The sequence below is a fragment of the Amorphus orientalis genome (assembly GCF_030814015.1).
Lineage (GTDB): Bacteria > Pseudomonadota > Alphaproteobacteria > Rhizobiales > Amorphaceae > Amorphus > Amorphus orientalis.
Genome location: NZ_JAUSUL010000005.1, coordinates 259,284 through 275,281 on the forward strand (window position 1 = coordinate 259,284; position 15,998 = coordinate 275,281).

The window sequence follows — 15,998 nt, forward strand, 5'->3', positions numbered from 1 at the left end:
GCGCGCTCCGAAAGCCCGGCGTTTGGGCGCCCGCGGGCCGGAACGAACGGAACCGCCGGCGTCCGCCGCGCATTGGACCCAGGCGGTAGGCGCCCAACTTGCCTGTGGAGCGTTCGCCCGGCAGGGTGACGCGGCCCCGCTTCCGGGGATCCCGCGAGGGGGAAGGACGAACGCTCGATGCTTTCGAAATGGCAATGGATCTTCCGCCAGTTCACCCGCAAGCTCTGGGTGCGCGCCACCCTGTTCGCGGTCCTGGCCGTGGTATCGGCGCTGGCTGCCACCGTCATCGCACCGTTCGTCCCGCCCGAAATGCCGACCACGATCGGCGCCGACGCCGTCGACGACATTCTCAACATCCTGGCCTCCAGCATGCTCGCGGTGACCACGTTCTCGCTGAGCGTCATGGTCAGCCACTATTCGATGGTCACCAACAACGTGACGCCACGGGCGACCCGCCTGCTGTTCGAGGATGCCACCGCCCAGAACGCCCTCGGCACGTTCATCGGCACCTTCCTGTTCAGCCTGGTCGGCATCATCGCGCTGTCCACGGACGTCTACGGCGATCGCGGCCGCGTTATCCTGTTCGCCGTCACGCTTCTGGTGATCTTCCTCATCGTCATCACGATGCTGCGCTGGATCGATCACCTGTCGCGGCTCGGACGGATCGAGGAACCGACCGAGCGGGTCGAAAACGTCACCGCCGCAGCGTTCCGGACCTTCGCGGACTATCCGAGCCTGGGCGGTCGCATGCTCACCGGCCGGGACGCCATCCCCGCCGCAGCCGTCCCGGTCCATGCCAGGCGCATCGGCTATGTCCGCCACGTCGACACCAAGGGCCTGTCGGACGTGGCCGAGACCCACGGGCTCGACGTCTATGTGGTGGCCCTGCCCGGAAGCTTCGTCCACCCGAAGGCCCCGCTCGCCTTCGTGATCGGCGACGTTGAAGAGGCGGCGGCCGACCTCCGCGTCCCGTTCGACGTCAGCGACGTGCGGACCTACGACAGCGACCCGCGCTTCGGACTGTCGGTGCTGGCGGAGATCGCGTCGCGGGCGCTGTCGCCCGGCATCAACGACCCCGGTACCGCCATCGACATCATCGGCCGGGCCGTGCGCGTCCTCGCCGGCTGGCAGCAGGAGGCGGCGTCACAGGCCGATGCGGAGATCCTCTACCCCCGGCTCTGGCTGCCGGCGCTGGAGATGGAGGAGCTGTTCGACCACGTGTTTTCGCCGATCGCCCGCGACGGCGCCGGCCACATCGAGGTGCAGATCCAGCTTCAGAAGGCGTTCGCCAGCCTCGCCGAGATCGACCCCGCCGCCTTCGCCGCCGTGGCGCGCGAGCAGTCCCGGCTGGCGCTTGCCCGCAGCGACCGGGCCCTGGATCTGGAGGAGGAAAAGGCGCGGGTGCGCGAGGCCGCGCTCGCCGCCCGCGGCTAGCCCTGCGCGGGGCTCAGCCCGCCGACCGGCCCTCCAGCGCGTCCTTCACCGCCGTCGCCAGCGCCTTCAGCGCAAACGGCTTGGGCAGGAAGGCGAAGTCGAGATCCTCCGGCAGCGTGCGCGAGAAGACGTCCTCGGCATAGCCGGACATCAGGATGATCGGCACGTCGGGGGCGAGCTTGCGCAGTTCCACCGCCAGCGTCGGGCCGTCCATCTCCGGCATCACCACGTCGGACACAAGGAGGTCGATCTCCCCGTCGAGTTCCCGGGCCAGCGCCAGCGCCTCTTCGCCCGTCGGCGCCTGATGCACGACGTAGCCGCGCGTCGACAGCGCCCGCTCGGCGAAGGCGCGGATGGTGTCCTCGTCCTCCACCAGGAGGATGGTGGCGCTGCCGGTCAGGTCTTCCGCGGCGGGTTCGGGCGCCGCGGCCGGCTCCGCAACGGCGCCCACCGGATCGATCCCCGCATCGGCGGCCACCAGCGGCGTGGTCTCCGCCGCCGAAGCCGGCCCGCTCTCCACGCCGGCGAGCGGATCGGCTTCCGCGGCAGCCGTCGCCCGCGGCAACAACACGCGGAAGGTCGTGCCCTCGCCCGGCCGGCTGTCGACCAGGATCGTGCCGCCGGTCTGCTTGACGATGCCGTAGACCGTGGACAGGCCCAGCCCGGTGCCGCGCCCCACCTCCTTGGTGGAGAAGAACGGCTCGAAGATCTTGTCAATCACGTGCTGCGGCATGCCGGTGCCGGTGTCGACCACCTCCACCATCACGAAGTCGCCGGGGGCGATCCCGTCGTCGACCATCTTCGCGACGGCGTCGGCCGACAGGTTGGTGGTGCGGATGATCAGCTCGCCGCCGTCGGGCATTGCGTCGCGGGCGTTGACCGACAGATTGATGATCACCTGCTCGAGCTGGCTCACGTCCGCCAGCACCGGCCACAGATCGCGGCCGTGGACCACCTTCAGCGTCACCTTCTCGCCCAGCAGCCGGTCCAGCATCACGGTCAGGTCGGCCAGCACGTCGGTCAGGTGCAGCCGGCTCGGGCGCAGGGTCTGCCGCCGGGAATAGGCCAGAAGCTGCTTGACCAGCCCCGCCGCCCGGTTGGCGTTCTGCTTGATGTTCATGATGTCCTGGAACGACGGATCGGTCGGCCGGTGGTTCATCAGAAGCAGGTCGGAAAAGCCGATGATCGCCGTCAGGATGTTGTTGAAGTCGTGCGCCACGCCGCCGGCGAGCTGGCCGACGGCCTGCATCTTCTGGCTCTGGGCGAACTGCATCTCCAGCGCGCGCTGCTCGGTGGTGTCGACTGCGTAGACGATGGCGAGCCCGGCCCCGCCGGCCTCCGTGCCGTCCTCGGAGAACGGCGCCACATAGAGGCGTACCGCCCGGGGCGGCTCGCCCTCCAGCGTCACGTCGATGGGCGCGGAGAGGTCCTCGCCGTCGGTCCCCCGGGTGACGGCACCGATCAGCGCGGTGCGGTCGGGCTCGGCCACGGCCTGCCACAGATCGGCGTCGGCCTCGGCACGGCCCTGCCCGCCGCCGAACAGAAGCCGCCAGAACCGGGGCGTGGCCTCGGCGATCGCGCCGTCCTTTGAGACCAGCGCAAGCGCCACCGGCATCCGGTCGAAGATCGCCGCCAGCGACGCCGGCTCGGCCGGTGCGGCGGTCGATGGCGCCGGCAGGATGGAAAAGACCAGACCGTCGGAGGCCCGTCCGGCCGGCATCACCTGGATGTCGAGGCTTTCCGCCTCCCCCGCCCGGCCGAGGGTGAGGCGCGCCCGCCCCGGCTCGCCCTCGCCTGCCTGCCGCACGGCCCTGTAGAGCGCGGCGGCGGCATCGGGATCGGACGCGGCCCAGCGGAGCGGCGTCGCCAGGCGGGAGAAGCCGAACCGGCGGTTCATGGCGTGATAGGCCGCGTTGGCCCGGCGCGGCAGCCCGCCGCGCGACGACACCAGAACCGGATAGGGCAGCGCGTCGATTACCTCGCCGCCCGCGTTGGCCCGGCGGCGCGCCCGTCCGCCGCTGGTGCGCCAGAACAGGAGACCGCCGGTCCCGGCGACCGCGCCCAGCCCGGCAAGCGAAGCCGCCGTCGCCGGAGCAACGTCCAGCGCGACCAGCGCCACGCCCGCCACGACCGCGGCCGCAACGACGGACGCCGCCGCCACGACCGTTTCCGCCGTCCGTTCGATGCCCGAATACCGGGCCGGTGCCTGTCCGATCTCGTCCACGATGGCGAATTCCCGCTCTGGCCGAATCACGTGATTCGGTTCTTCCTTGACACGATGCGGCAGATTGTGGCGAGCGCGCGGAGGCGTTCCGCCCAAATCTGGATTTGCCAGGACTGGCGGAAACCTCTTTAACCGGACACCCGGCATGTGCCCGGAAACAACCGATATCCGGCGGTTTCGAGTCCGTGGTCGGGGCGCCGGTGCCGGACTCCGCGGTGGACACGGCCCGGTCGATCAGCCTCGCGCAATCGCCCGTGGATAAAATCGGGCTAGTGTCGTCTGTGAAATTTCCGGCCCTGCGGGACCATGTCGGTCCGTGCGGCGGTCCTTCGAAGTGAATTGGGGGTAGGTATGGGTGGTTGGCTTTCGGCCACGTTCGGATTGGAACCCGGCTTCGCGAGCGGCGTCGGCTTCGTGGTGACGCTTGCGCTCCTGGCGGCGATCGTCTGGGCGATCGTTACGGTCGCGCGCAACAGCGGCTTCGGCCGCTTCGGCCGGCCCAAACGCAGCCGGCAGCCGCGCCTCGCGGTCATGGACGTGACCGAGGTCGATCACCGGCGCCGCCTCGTGCTGGTGCGCCGCGATCACGTCGAGCATCTGATCCTGATCGGCGGTCCCTCCGATGTGGTCGTGGAGGAGAGCATCCTGCGCGCCGGCGCGGGCGATCAGACCTGGTCCCAGGGCGAGCGGACCCTCGAGCCCGTGGCGGACGGTGCGGCCGCAGAGCCGGCCCCGACGCCCGCCGCGGCCGCCGCCCCGGCGGAGACGGCCGTCCCCCCGCAGGCCGCACCGGCGGCTGCCGATCCCGAACCGCGGGCCCGCCCCGCACCGGCTGCCCGGGCACCGTCGCGCGAAGGCGAGGCCAGGAGGGCAGCATCCCCGCAGCGCAGCTTTGCACCGCGCCCCGTGCCCCAGCCCCAGGCCGAGACCGGTGCCGATCCCTCCGACCAGCCGCGCCCGCAGCGCCCGACCGACCCTGCCAACGATCCGCGCCGGCGCTTTCGCGAAGCCGGCAAGCCTGAGACGGCCGGCGCCGCGCGCAGCAGTGAACAGGCCGCCAGCCGCTGGACCCGCTCCGAATCAACGCCGGGCGCTACGCCGCGCTCCGCGGCCGGTGCGCCGTCTGCGACCCGGAGCCCCGCACCCGATGCCGGGCGCGGCATGGCGCCCCGGACCACCCCGACCGCGTCCCGACCGGCGGCGACGGCGGCCCCCAAGGGCCCCGCACCCGTGCCGGTCCCGGTTCCCGGACAGGGATCCGGGTCCGAAGAGGATGCGCCGACGGTCGTGATGCCCCAGGAGGAGCGCCAGGACGCCGCCGCGACAGCCCCGGAAACGGCCGAAGCGCAGACCCCTGCCGCCGACAAGCCAACCCAGGGCCAGACAGTGTCGCCGTCCGCGCCGACCGCAGACCCCACGGCGCCCACCCCGGAGTCCGACCCGTCGGCATCCTCTCAGGAGTCGACCTCCGAATCGGACGAGGACGACGGCATCCTGGATCTCGAGGACGAGATGGCCCGGCTGCTCAAGGGCGTCGGCGGCAGCCGCTGACCCACGCTCGCTTCCGCCCCGCTCCGTCGTCCCCCCGGGATCGCGGAGCGGGCCGGACGAACCGATCGGCCACGTTCCGGCTGATCTCACCCGGCACGCCCCCGGACAAAAAAAGGGCCGGACTCCCTCCGGAGCCCGCCGCGTCGTCAGTCGGGAGCACGGTCATGGCCTAGGCCCGCCGTCGCCCCTCTGGCAGTCTCGCCTCAATCGTCGCGATAGATGCGCTCGCGACGTTCGTGCTGTTCCTGAGCCTCGATCGAGAGTGTCGCGATCGGGCGGGCATCGAGGCGCTTGAGCGAAATCGGCTCGCCCGTCTCCTCGCAATAGCCGTAGCTGCCGTCTTCGATCCGCTGCAGCGCCGCGTCGATCTTCGCGATCAACTTGCGCTGTCGGTCCCGGGCCCTCAGTTCGATCGCCCGGTCGGTTTCCGACGAGGCACGATCGGCCAGGTCGGGATGGTTGCTGGAGTCCTCTTGGAGTTGCTCGAGCGTCTCCTTCGCCTCCCGCAGGATGTCATCCTTCCATGCGAGCAGCTTTTTGCGGAAATACGCCCGCTGCCGTTCATTCATGAACGGCTCGTCCTCCGAGGGTCGATAGTCTACGTCGATCTCAACCGCCATGAAGCGTCCTCGGCACGCGCTGAAAGCGGCGCCTTTATAGCGATGGCCCACCCGAACGACAACGGCATTGCGAGCGCCTTTTCACATCCTTTGCGCGTTGCCGCCTCGAACCGCACCTGATGCGCCCGGCCGGCGCAAAGGTTTGCGGGGGTTCGGGGATCGTATATGCGTGACGAAACGGATCCGGCCCCAAGACGGATCCCGCCGCTCCCGATCTGCGAGGTTGAGAATGCGCTTCGAAGGCTCCGCCGACTACGTCGCGACAGAGGATCTGCGCGTTGCCGTGAATGCCGCCATCACCCTGGAACGCCCGCTTCTGGTCAAGGGCGAGCCGGGAACCGGCAAGACCGTGCTGGCGCGGGAGATCGCGAGCGGCCTCGGCCTGCCGATGCTGGAATGGCACATCAAGTCCACCACGAAGGCGCACCAGGGCCTCTACGAGTACGACGCTGTGTCGCGGCTGCGCGACAGCCAGCTCGGCGATCCGCGGGTGTCCGACATCGCCAACTACATCAAGCGCGGCAAGCTCTGGGAGGCGTTCGTCTCCGAAGAGCGGCCGGTTCTCCTCATCGACGAGATCGACAAGGCCGACATCGAGTTCCCCAACGACCTCCTCCAGGAACTCGATCGGATGGAGTTCTTCGTCTACGAGACCGGCGAGACGGTGAAGGCGGCCCGGCGGCCGATCGTCATCATCACCTCGAACAACGAGAAGGACCTGCCCGACGCCTTCCTGCGCCGGTGCTTCTTCCACTACATCCGCTTCCCCGACCCCGACACCATGGCCGAAATCGTTGAGGTGCATTTCCCCGGGATCAAGCAGCGCCTGCTCCAGGAAGCCCTCGGCGTGTTCTTCCAGGTGCGCGAGGTGCCGGGCCTGAAGAAGAAGCCCTCGACCTCGGAGCTTCTGGACTGGCTCAAGCTGCTCCTGAACGAGGACATCGACGAGACGGTGCTGACCGAGCGCGATCCCAAGAAGGTGATCCCGCCGCTTCACGGCGCGCTTCTGAAGAACGAGCAGGACGTGCACCTGTTCGAACGGCTCGCCTTCATGGCCCGGCGCGAGGGCCGCTGACCTCATGCTGAAGCTGATGCTTCTGCGGCACGCCAAGTCGTCCTGGTCGGACCCGGCGATGACCGATCACGCCCGGCCGCTGAACGATCGCGGCCGGCAGGCCGCCCCGCTCATGGGGCGGCACATGGCCCGCCTCGGTCTCGTGCCCGACCGCATTCTGTGCTCTACGGCGCTGAGGGCACGGGAGACCCTCGCCGGTATCCTGCCCGCCTTTTCCGCGGCGATGTCCATCGCGATCACCGACGATCTCTACGACGCGTCCTCCACCCGGATCGCCGAGACCGTCCGCCAGTCCGGCGGCGACGCCGGCACGCTTCTCGTGATCGGGCACAATCCCGGCATGCAGGAGACTGCGGCCGGGCTCGTGGAGAGCGGAGACAGCGCGCTGATGGGGCAGATGATCGGCCACTATCCGACCGCCGCCCTCGCCGTGATCGATTTCGACCTGCCGCGCTGGGCCGACCTCACCGCGGCCAGCGGCCATCTCGCCGCCTTCATGCGGCCGAAGGACCTCGGCTAGAGCCGGCCGCGCCCTGGTCGCAAAAGGCGCTAGTGCCGCGCGACGATGACTGCGGCGGCCCCCGCAATGGCCGCAGCGGCGCTGCGGTTCATCACCTTGAGCGCCCTCGGATTGCGCAGCACCTTCCGGGCCCGGCTGGCGAGCGCGATGTAGGGAATCACCACCGCATAGAGCACCACGACCGTCACCACGGCCAGGACGCCGTAGGACTGCACCGTCACCGAGTGGAGATCCACCACCGTGGGCAGCAGCGCCATGTAGAAGATGATGGTCTTCGGGTTGCCGAGCGTGATGGTGAAACCCGACAGGAAGGACGGCCAGAAGCCCGCCCCCTGGCGCGCGTGGACCGCCTCGGGATCGATACCGGCGCGCCAGAAATGCCAGGCAAGCCAGGCCAGATAGGCGGCACCGGCAAGGCGCACGACCACGAACACCTCGCCGAACAGATCCGCGATGGCGGCAAGGCCGAGCACGGCCAGCGTCAGGTAGGTCAGGTCGCCCAGGACCAGGCCGTTCATGAAGTAGAACGCCGGCCGGAAGCCGGAGCCCAGCGCCTTGCCGACGCTCGCGGCGATACCGGGTCCGGGGATCGCCGCCGCGATCGCCAGCGCGACCGCATAAGGCAGGTAGTCGAGAAGCATGAAGGAATGTCCGTGCGAAGGGAAACGGCAGCGGCCGCGTGTCAGTCCTTACGGAATTCCAGCCAGATTGCCAGCCCGCCTTTGGACGAATTGATGTTGAGCTCGCTCTGAAGCTCCGCGCAGATCACGCGGGCGATCTTGATTCCGATGCCGCCGGTCTCAGTGGGTGCGCCGGCCGGGATCCCCACCCCGGTGTCCCGGCAGACGAGACGGACGGCCCGTCCTCCGTCAGCCGGCCCGATCTCGATACGCACCTTGCCTTCGCGACCGTCAGGAAAGGCATGCTTGAAGGCATTCGCGGCGAATTCGTTGACCAGGGTCCCGACCGCGACCGCCTGGCGGGACGAGACCTCGATCGGTTTCAGGTCCAGTTCGAGCGTCACCCAGGGCGGCGCGGAGGGGCCGAAATGGCCGGCCAGATTGCCGATATAGTGGTCGAGCTGGATGACCGGCCCCGCATCGACCCGGTGCAGTTCGGCATGCAGCGCCGACACGGCCTCGATCCGGGAACGGACCGTGCTCAACGCTTCCCTGGTCTCGTCGGCCTGCGCCTGCCGGTCGAGGATGCGGATCAGCGGCGAGATCGCCTGCAGCGAGTTCTTGACCCGGTGATCCACCTCCTGGCGCAGCGTGGCCGCCACCCGAAGCGCCCTGCGCATGTCGAGCTGGGCCATCACCTGCCGGGCGAGCACGCGCAGCGTGTCGCGTTGGAGCGGCGTGAGTCTGTTCGGCTTGTAATCGAGGACGCACAGCGTTCCGATCGGCAGGTCGTCGTCGGTCATCAGCAGCGAGCCCGCATAGAAGCGCAGACCGTTCTTTCCGAAACACAGCGGATTGTCCCGTGTGCGCGGATCTTCGAGCGTGTCGGGGATTTCCACGAAGTCGTTCGCGACGATCACGTGGGCGCAGATCGACGTGCTGAGCGGCGTCTCGGGGACGCTGAGCCCGACCTCCGCCTTGAACCACTCGCGGTCGGCGTCCACCAGGCCGACCAGCGCGATCGGAACCTCGCAGATTTCGGATGCGAGTTTGGCGATGTCGTCGAAATCCTGCTCCGGATCCGTGTCCAGGATCTCGAAGGAGTGAAGCACCTTCAGGCGCTCGGATTCGCGGGGGTGAAGGGAAGCTTTCATCGGGAGGTCGCGGTTTGCGCCGGAGCGTCGGCGGGGCAGGACAGAATACGGAGGCGATCGGAGGCTGAATGCTGCAGCTCCATGCGATGAAGCCTTTTTAAGAATCTGCTGAAATATGTCGACCGGAAATGCCGGTCCGGCGCGCCGACGACCGTCATTGCAGGTCCGGATCTTCCGTCTGCGCCCCTCAATGCCCATGTTGAGAGCGGCTTGGCCGCCCTCGGCCGCGCCCCCAATGACCCGATCCCGCCCGCGGATACATCCGTCCCCCCGTCAGGAGCGTAGCCCGAACACCGCATGAAGCTCACCACCCTGACAGACGAGGCGCGGCTGGCGCTCGGAACCCTTGCAAGCCGCACCGGCGGCCTCGTGTCCCCGAGCCTGAGGCTCGGCGTCACCGGCCTGGCTCGGTCCGGCAAGACGGTGTTTCTGACCGCCCTGGTGCACAACCTGCTTCACGGCGGCCGCCTGCCCGTGTTCGCGCCCTACGCCGAGGGCCGGCTCGCCCGCGCCCGGCTGCAGCCTCAGCCCGACGACGCGGTGCCGCGGTTTGCCTACGAGGACCATGTCCGCGCCCTGATCGACAAGCGCATCTGGCCGGAATCGACCCGCCGCATCGCCGAACTCCGGGTGACGATCGAGTACGAATCCGCCTCCTTCCTGAACCGCAACATCGGGCCGGGCCGGCTGCATCTCGATCTCGTGGACTATCCCGGCGAGTGGCTGCTGGACCTGCCGCTCCTCACCAAGGACTACCGGACCTGGGCGGCGGAATCGCTCGCCGAGGCGCGCCGTCCGATCCATGCCGAAAGCGCGACCCGCTGGCTGTCCGCCGTTTCCGAGGCCGATGCCGGCGCGAGCGCCGACGAGGAGAGAGCCGCGACGCTGGCCGAGGCGTTCACCGGATACCTCAAGGCCGTGCGGGAGGAAGACACCACCCCGCTCGCCTTTCCGCCAGGCCGCTTCCTCATGCCGGGCGACCTGGAAGGCTCCCCGGCGCTCACCTTCGCGCCGCTCGATCCGCCGTCCGGAGCCCAAGTTCCCGACAGCCTCTGGGCGATGATGGAGCGCCGCTACGAGGCCTACAAATCCCATGTGGTCCGGCCCTTCTTCCGCGACCACTTCGCCCGGCTCGACCGGCAGATCGTGCTGGTCGACGTGCTCGCCGCCCTCAACGCCGGTCCGGAGGCCGTGCGCGCGCTGCAGACCTCGCTTGAGGAGATCCTCGGCTGTTTCCGGCCGGGCCGCCTGTCCTGGCTGACCCGGCTGGTCGACCGCCGCGTCGACCGGCTGATGTTCGCCGCTACCAAGGCCGATCACGTCCACCACACCGACCACGACCGGCTGGAGGCGATTCTGGAGACGCTGGTGGAACAGGCCCGGGTCCGGGCCGGCTCCGCCGGCGCCGAAGTCGACGTGGCCGCGATCGCCGCCGTCCGCGCCACCCGGGAAGGCCGGGTGCGCCAGAACGGCGACACCCTGCCGGCGATCATCGGCACGCCGCTTCCCGGCGAGCGCGTCGACGGCACCGTTTACGACGGGGAGAGCGAGATCGCCCTGTTTCCGGGCGACCTGCCCAAGGACCCCCGCGCCGTGCTGGGCGAGGCCGCCGGCGACGCCGGTGCGCTGGCCTTCCTGCGCTTCCGTCCTCCCCTTCTGGAGGAGACCGCCGGCGGCGCGACCCTGTCCCTTCCCCATATCCGGCTCGACCGGGTGTTCCAGTTCCTGATCGGAGACCGACTGGCATGAGCGGGCCGCGCCGTCCCACAGCATTCCGGGTCGAGGACGCCGAACCGTCCGCCACGCCACCGCCGTTCGAGACGGGGCCGGAGGAAGCCTTCGCGGAGGCGGAGACCGGCGGCGATCTGGTCCCCCGCGACGATCCGGCCGCCGGCGTCCGCCGGCGCGGCTGGTCGCTGGGCACGATCTTCACCGTCGGGCTCGGCGGCCTCGTTTCGCTGGGCGTCGGCTTCGCCATCGACCGGCTGATCGCGGACCTCTTCGACCGGGCTCCCTGGCTCGGCTGGGTCGCCCTCGTGCTTGCCGCCATGGCGGCGGTGGGTGCCCTCGGCCTGGTCATCAAGGAGGTGGTCGCCCTTCGTAAGATCGCGAAGATCGAAAATCTCCGCCTCGACGGACAGGGAGCCGCCGATGCCGACGACCGGGAGGCCGCGCTCAAGGTCTGCCGGCAGCTGAGTGCGCTTTACTCCGCGCGCGCATCGACCGCGCGCGGCCGCGCCGCCCTCGCCGCGCACATGGACGAAATCATCGACGGACGCGACCTGATCGGGCTCGCCGAGCGGGAGGTGCTGAGCCCCATCGACGCCCAGGCCCGGGCGATGGTGATGGCCTCGGCCAAGCGGGTGTCGGTGGTGACCGCACTCTCGCCGCGCGCCCTGGTCGACATCCTCTATGTCGCGGTGGAGGCGTTCCGCCTGATGCGCAGGCTGGCCGCGCTTTATGCGGGCCGGCCCGGCACGCTCGGCTTCCTGCGGCTCGCCCGCCACACCATCCAGCACCTGGCCGTCACCGGCGGCATGGCGGCCGGCGATTCGCTACTGCACGAGGTGGTCGGCGGCTCGGTGGTCTCGCGGCTGTCCACCCGCATGGGAGAAGGCGTCGTCAACGGGCTGATGACCGCCCGGCTGGGGCTCGCCGCCATCGACGTGTGCCGCCCGCTGCCCTTCGTGAAGACCCGCCGGCCCCGCGTCTCCGACATCGTCTCGGAGCTGGGCTCGTTCGCCGGCGAGGAGGCGAAGGGAAAGAAATGAGGGCGTGAGGACGCGCTTCGCGGGCAGCGGCCGTTTTACACTCCGCTCATTCCCGCGAGAGCGGGAATCCATACGGCATTTCAGCAGCTTGACCGCTCCGCCTCATTGCACACCGCCTGTCCTGGCCGTCCATGGCCAAGTCTGGACGCTGACTCAGTATGGACTCCCGCTCTCGCGGAAGTGAGCGGAGAATTGGGCTGACGAATCAGACCCCACGCAGCCGTCTTGTCCGAGCCGGAACCGAAAACGCTCAATGTCCAACCTAATCTTCCGCCCCGCCACCGAGGACGACCTGCCGGAGATCATCGCGATGCTCGCCGACGACCATCTCGGCACATCCCGCGAGAATCCGGGCCTGCCGCTCGACGAGCGCTACCTTGCCGCCTTCCGGGAGCTCGACGGCGACCCGAACCAGCTCCTGGTGGTCGCCGAGCGCGACGGTAGCGTGGTCGGAACGATGCAGCTCTCCGTCCTCGCCGGCCTGTCGCGGCTGGGGATGCGGCGCGGCCAGATCGAGGCCGTGCGGATTGCCGCCGCGGAGCGGCGCAGCGGCCTCGGCGCAAAGCTGATCGAATGGGCGATCGCGGAATTCCGGCGGCGCGGCTGCGGCATGGTGCAGCTCACCACCGACAAAAGCCGCACCGACGCCCACCGCTTCTACGAACGGCTCGGCTTCAAGGCGAGCCATGTCGGCATGAAGCTGGATCTGTCCGTTTGAGCCCCCGTGCACCCGCCGACCCGCTGATGTAGGCTCCCGGCAAACGGTTTCGGAGCGTCCCCTCATGTTCCTCACCTTCTTCACCGACCTGAAGTCCGCCGGCGTGCCTGTGACGCTGCGCGAGTACCTGACCCTCATGGAGGCGATGGAGGCCGATCTCGCCGACAAGCGGATCGAGGATTTCTACTATCTCTCCCGGGCGATCCTGGTGAAGGACGAGACCAACATCGACCGGTTCGACCGGGTGTTCGGCCACGTCTTCAAGGGGATCGAGAGCGTCGGCGAAGGGATCGAGGCGGAGATCCCGGAGGAGTGGCTGACCAAGCTCGCCGAAAAATACCTGACCGAGGAGGAGAAGGCGGAGATCGAGGCGCTCGGCGGCTTCGAGAAGCTGATGGAGACGCTCAAGGAGCGCATGGCCGAGCAGGACAGCCGCCACCAGGGCGGCTCCAAGTGGATCGGCACGGCCGGCACCTCCCCGTTCGGGGCCTACGGTTACAATCCGGAGGGCGTGCGCATCGGCCAGCACGAAAGCCGCCACCGGCGCGCGGTGAAGGTCTGGGACCGGCGCGACTTCAAGGACTACGACCACACCGTCGAGATCGGCACCCGCACCATCAAGATCGCGCTGCGCCGCCTGCGCCGCTTCGCCCGTACGGGGGCGGCCGACGAGCTGGCGCTGGACGACACCATCCGATCGACCGCGGAAAAGGGCTATCTCGACATCCGGATGCGGCCGGAACGCCGCAACGCGGTGAAGGTGCTTCTTTTTCTCGACGTCGGCGGCTCCATGGACGACCACGTCCGGGTCTGTCAGGAGCTGTTTTCCGCCGCCCGGATGGAGTTCAAGTCGCTGGAATATTTCTACTTCCACAACTGCCTCTACGAGGGCGTGTGGAAGGACAACACCCGACGCCATTCCGAGCGCATCCCGACCTGGGACGTGCTGCACACCTATCCGGCCGATGCCAAGGTGGTCATCGTCGGCGACGCCTCGATGAGCCCCTACGAGATCGCCATGCCGGGCGGCTCGGTGGAGCACTGGAACGAGGAGGCCGGCCAGGCCTGGCTGGAGCGGCTGGTGCGCACCTATCCGTCGCTCGCCTGGATCAACCCGGTCGCCGAGCGCCACTGGCGCCACACCATGTCGATCCAGATGATCCAGGACCTGATCGGCAACCGGATGTACCCGCTCACCCTGGACGGCCTCGACGAGGCGATGCGGGCATTGGCGCGGTAAGCGCCAACCTCCTCAAGCCGCTTCGATCGTCTCGATCTCGGCGATCTCTGCTTCTTTGAGTTTAGCTTCCACGGCGAGGTCGTAGGTCGCCTGCATGTTCAGCCAGAACCGGGGGGTCGTTCCGAAGCACTTGGCGAGCCTGAGCGCTGTATCCGGCGTAACCGGGGTCTTCTCCGCGACGAGACGCTCGATCCGCGTTCGCGGAACATGCAGTTTTTTCGCCAACGAATAGGGTTTCAGCCCAAGCGGAGCGAGAAATTCTTCGCGCAGGATCTCGCCCGGATGAATTGGCGGCGTGATTGTCAACATTTCGACCTCCTGCTCAGTGGTAGTCCGTGATCTCGACGTCATAGGCATCGCCATCGACCCACCGGAAACAGACCCGGAATTGGTCATTGATCCGCACGGAATGCTGTCCGGCTCGGTCCCCCTTCAAGGCTTCGAGCCGATTTCCAGGTGGTGAGCGAAGATCGTCCAGGCTTTGGGCGTGCTCCAAAATGTAGAGCTTCCGTTGCGTGGCCCTGATCAGGGTGGAAGGGAAGCCCCTCGGCGTCCGACCTTCCGCGATCGCAGAGGCCCACTTGCCCTTCAAGGACGCTATCATCCGCCTCTCCACCAGAAACGTATCATAATATGATACGTAATCGTCATCAAGAGAGACGTATCACGAAAAGATACGCGCTCAACACATAAGGCAAAATGCCGGCCTACTCCGCAGGCTCCTCCGAACCCGCTACCGGAGCGGATGCAGCTGCGACTTCCTCCTCCGTCGCGATCCAGCCCTGGTCGGCCAGTTCCTCTCGGGTGAAGACGTAGAGCTGGTCTTTGGACGTGGGAATTGTGTGTAGACGGACGGCGACGGCCCTGCCACAGCACGCAATCAAATCAGAGGAAAATGAGACCACAGGGGACCGACACGGCCTGCCGTTGGGGGCGGCCGTCGCGCGTCACGGTCCCGGGGCGCGGCCTACTTGCTGCGCTTGTTGCTCGTCGAGGCGCGCTTGGCCGGCTTGGGTTTCGCGGCGGCAGCGGCTTCGGCTTCCGCGGCATCGCGCTCGAGCCTGAGGGCCCTGAGCTTGTCGGTCTGCTTCTCGCGGGCCTTGCGCTCCGCCTCGATGTGGGCCTTCGCCGCCCGATCCGTCTCGGCCGCCTTCTGGTCCCGCGGCAGACGCGCGGTGGAAGGCTTCTGCTCGTTGCTCATCACTTGCCTCCGGTTTTGCCGGCCTGGGCCAGACAGGGCTCGGACGCGCCGCGCTGGCTCCAAGCCATGTGTTTCGGTCCGGTCTTCGCTGCGTTCAGCGTCGACCTCCGCTTCCTGGCTTGCCTGCTGCCACGCTTCTTGTCGATCGCCATGGGAAACGCCCCGTCCGGATCTCTACACCTTTGCCGTGGTCGCGTCCCGCTCAGCCGGCCTGTTGCCGAAACACGTCTGTCCGTGTCGTCGCCCGGTTGATCTCGCTTTCGCGGATCACCCGCTGCTGGGGGCTGGATCCGCTCTTCACCCGATACTGATAATCGCCGTGCTCTTCGGGCATCAGGGCCAGGATCGTGTAGTCGCCGGAATTCCCGTGAAGAAGATGGCGGGCGCTGACGCTGACGGTCTGGCCGACCTTGTAGGCATGTCCACTCATGGTCTGTCGTCCTGCTGGGAAACAAAAAAAGGGCGCGGTCGCCCGCGCCCCTTGCAGCCCGATCAGGCCGCGCGAATGTTCGCCGCTGCCTGCTTTCCGGTCCGCGTATCATCGCGAACCTCGAAGGAAACCTTCTGACCTTCGTCCAGACCCCGCATTCCGGCTGCCTCCAGCGCGGTGGCGTGGACGAACACGTCCTTGCCGCCATCATCGGGCTGAATGAAGCCGAAGCCTTTGGTGGAATTATAGAATTTGACACTGCCTGTCGTCATGACAGTTCCTTTCGTGGCGCGTGTTCAGGCACGGGCGCGACGCATCACACCGCGTGGTTCGATTCGAGATTTTTAGGAGGGACTGAACGAGCGCGCTCAACCGAGCGGAACGGCCAAGCTATCCGGCCAAATATCGATAAAGTCATTCAGCGCTTCAATTGAGGCCTT

Annotated in this window: 17 protein-coding genes; 8 read left to right on the forward strand and 9 right to left on the reverse strand. The window is 68.1% G+C overall.

What is annotated here, in order from left to right; all coding sequences use genetic code 11:
* Window positions 1-177: 177 nt before the first annotated feature.
* Entirely contained in the window at window positions 178-1,434 is a 1,257-nt protein-coding gene (locus J2S73_RS19920; protein ID WP_306887440.1) for a DUF2254 domain-containing protein, read from the forward strand.
* A 13-nt stretch (window positions 1,435-1,447) separates the two neighbouring features.
* On the opposite strand, the gene J2S73_RS19925 is transcribed toward J2S73_RS19920, so the two are convergent.
* Window positions 1,448-3,688, reverse strand: coding sequence for an ATP-binding protein (locus tag J2S73_RS19925; protein ID WP_306887441.1), 2,241 nt, complete (start codon window positions 3,686-3,688; stop codon window positions 1,448-1,450).
* Window positions 3,689-4,009: 321 nt separating this feature from the next.
* Here J2S73_RS19925 and J2S73_RS19930 point away from each other — a divergent pair, with 321 nt between their 5' ends.
* Window positions 4,010-5,209 carry a flagellar biosynthetic protein FliO gene (locus tag J2S73_RS19930; RefSeq protein WP_306887442.1) on the forward strand — a complete coding sequence of 400 codons (1,200 nt, stop codon included), beginning with the start codon at window positions 4,010-4,012 and terminating at the stop codon, window positions 5,207-5,209.
* A gap of 203 nt (window positions 5,210-5,412) precedes the next feature.
* Here the strand turns inward: J2S73_RS19930 and dksA are convergent, their stop codons facing one another.
* Complete coding sequence (gene dksA / locus J2S73_RS19935) at window positions 5,413-5,829, reverse strand: RNA polymerase-binding protein DksA (RefSeq protein WP_306887443.1); 417 nt, start codon at window positions 5,827-5,829, stop codon at window positions 5,413-5,415.
* A gap of 229 nt (window positions 5,830-6,058) precedes the next feature.
* Here dksA and J2S73_RS19940 point away from each other — a divergent pair, with 229 nt between their 5' ends.
* Window positions 6,059-6,904 (forward strand): AAA family ATPase, encoded by an 846-nt coding sequence (locus J2S73_RS19940; protein WP_306887444.1) that lies wholly within the window; start codon window positions 6,059-6,061, stop codon window positions 6,902-6,904.
* Between the two features lie 4 nt (window positions 6,905-6,908).
* Window positions 6,909-7,424: a SixA phosphatase family protein gene (locus J2S73_RS19945; RefSeq protein ID WP_306887445.1), complete on the forward strand. Its 516-nt coding sequence runs from the start codon at window positions 6,909-6,911 to the stop codon at window positions 7,422-7,424.
* Window positions 7,425-7,453: 29 nt separating this feature from the next.
* Here the strand turns inward: J2S73_RS19945 and J2S73_RS19950 are convergent, their stop codons facing one another.
* Both J2S73_RS19950 and J2S73_RS19955 read right to left on the reverse strand, forming a co-directional pair.
* On the reverse strand, window positions 7,454-8,065 hold the full coding sequence (locus tag J2S73_RS19950; protein ID WP_306887446.1) for a LysE family translocator: 612 nt from the start codon (window positions 8,063-8,065) through the stop codon (window positions 7,454-7,456).
* 41 nt (window positions 8,066-8,106) lie between these two features.
* On the reverse strand, window positions 8,107-9,198 hold the full coding sequence (locus J2S73_RS19955; RefSeq protein ID WP_306887447.1) for a histidine kinase dimerization/phosphoacceptor domain -containing protein: 1,092 nt from the start codon (window positions 9,196-9,198) through the stop codon (window positions 8,107-8,109).
* A 297-nt stretch (window positions 9,199-9,495) separates the two neighbouring features.
* On the opposite strand from J2S73_RS19955, the gene J2S73_RS19960 reads away from it, so the two are divergent.
* The 4 genes from J2S73_RS19960 (at window position 9,496) to J2S73_RS19975 (ending at window position 13,927) form a co-directional block, all read left to right on the forward strand.
* Complete coding sequence (locus tag J2S73_RS19960; protein WP_306887448.1) at window positions 9,496-10,947, forward strand: YcjX family GTP-binding protein; 1,452 nt, start codon at window positions 9,496-9,498, stop codon at window positions 10,945-10,947.
* A complete protein-coding gene (locus J2S73_RS19965) occupies window positions 10,944-11,969 on the forward strand; it encodes a YcjF family protein (protein WP_306887449.1) in 1,026 nt (341 codons plus the stop codon). Before J2S73_RS19960 ends, J2S73_RS19965 begins: the two co-directional genes overlap by 4 nt.
* Before the next feature lie 253 nt (window positions 11,970-12,222).
* The gene (locus tag J2S73_RS19970; RefSeq protein WP_306887450.1) at window positions 12,223-12,687 is read left to right on the forward strand and encodes a GNAT family N-acetyltransferase; all 465 of its coding nucleotides are present in this window, start codon (window positions 12,223-12,225) and stop codon (window positions 12,685-12,687) included.
* 64 nt (window positions 12,688-12,751) lie between these two features.
* Window positions 12,752-13,927: a vWA domain-containing protein gene (locus J2S73_RS19975; protein ID WP_306887451.1), complete on the forward strand. Its 1,176-nt coding sequence runs from the start codon at window positions 12,752-12,754 to the stop codon at window positions 13,925-13,927.
* A gap of 12 nt (window positions 13,928-13,939) precedes the next feature.
* On the opposite strand, the gene J2S73_RS19980 is transcribed toward J2S73_RS19975, so the two are convergent.
* The 5 genes from J2S73_RS19980 to J2S73_RS20000 all read right to left on the reverse strand — a co-directional run bounded on the left by J2S73_RS19980 (window position 13,940) and on the right by J2S73_RS20000 (window position 15,830).
* Window positions 13,940-14,236, reverse strand: coding sequence for a HigA family addiction module antitoxin (locus J2S73_RS19980; RefSeq protein WP_306887452.1), 297 nt, complete (start codon window positions 14,234-14,236; stop codon window positions 13,940-13,942).
* A gap of 13 nt (window positions 14,237-14,249) precedes the next feature.
* Window positions 14,250-14,531, reverse strand: a complete 282-nt coding sequence (locus J2S73_RS19985; protein ID WP_306887453.1) for a type II toxin-antitoxin system RelE/ParE family toxin — start codon at window positions 14,529-14,531, stop codon at window positions 14,250-14,252.
* 363 nt (window positions 14,532-14,894) lie between these two features.
* Complete coding sequence (locus J2S73_RS19990; protein ID WP_306887454.1) at window positions 14,895-15,128, reverse strand: hypothetical protein; 234 nt, start codon at window positions 15,126-15,128, stop codon at window positions 14,895-14,897.
* Between the two features lie 202 nt (window positions 15,129-15,330).
* Window positions 15,331-15,558, reverse strand: coding sequence for a hypothetical protein (locus J2S73_RS19995; RefSeq protein WP_306887455.1), 228 nt, complete (start codon window positions 15,556-15,558; stop codon window positions 15,331-15,333).
* A gap of 62 nt (window positions 15,559-15,620) precedes the next feature.
* Window positions 15,621-15,830 (reverse strand): cold-shock protein, encoded by a 210-nt coding sequence (locus J2S73_RS20000; protein ID WP_306887456.1) that lies wholly within the window; start codon window positions 15,828-15,830, stop codon window positions 15,621-15,623.
* Window positions 15,831-15,998: the final 168 nt, after the last annotated feature.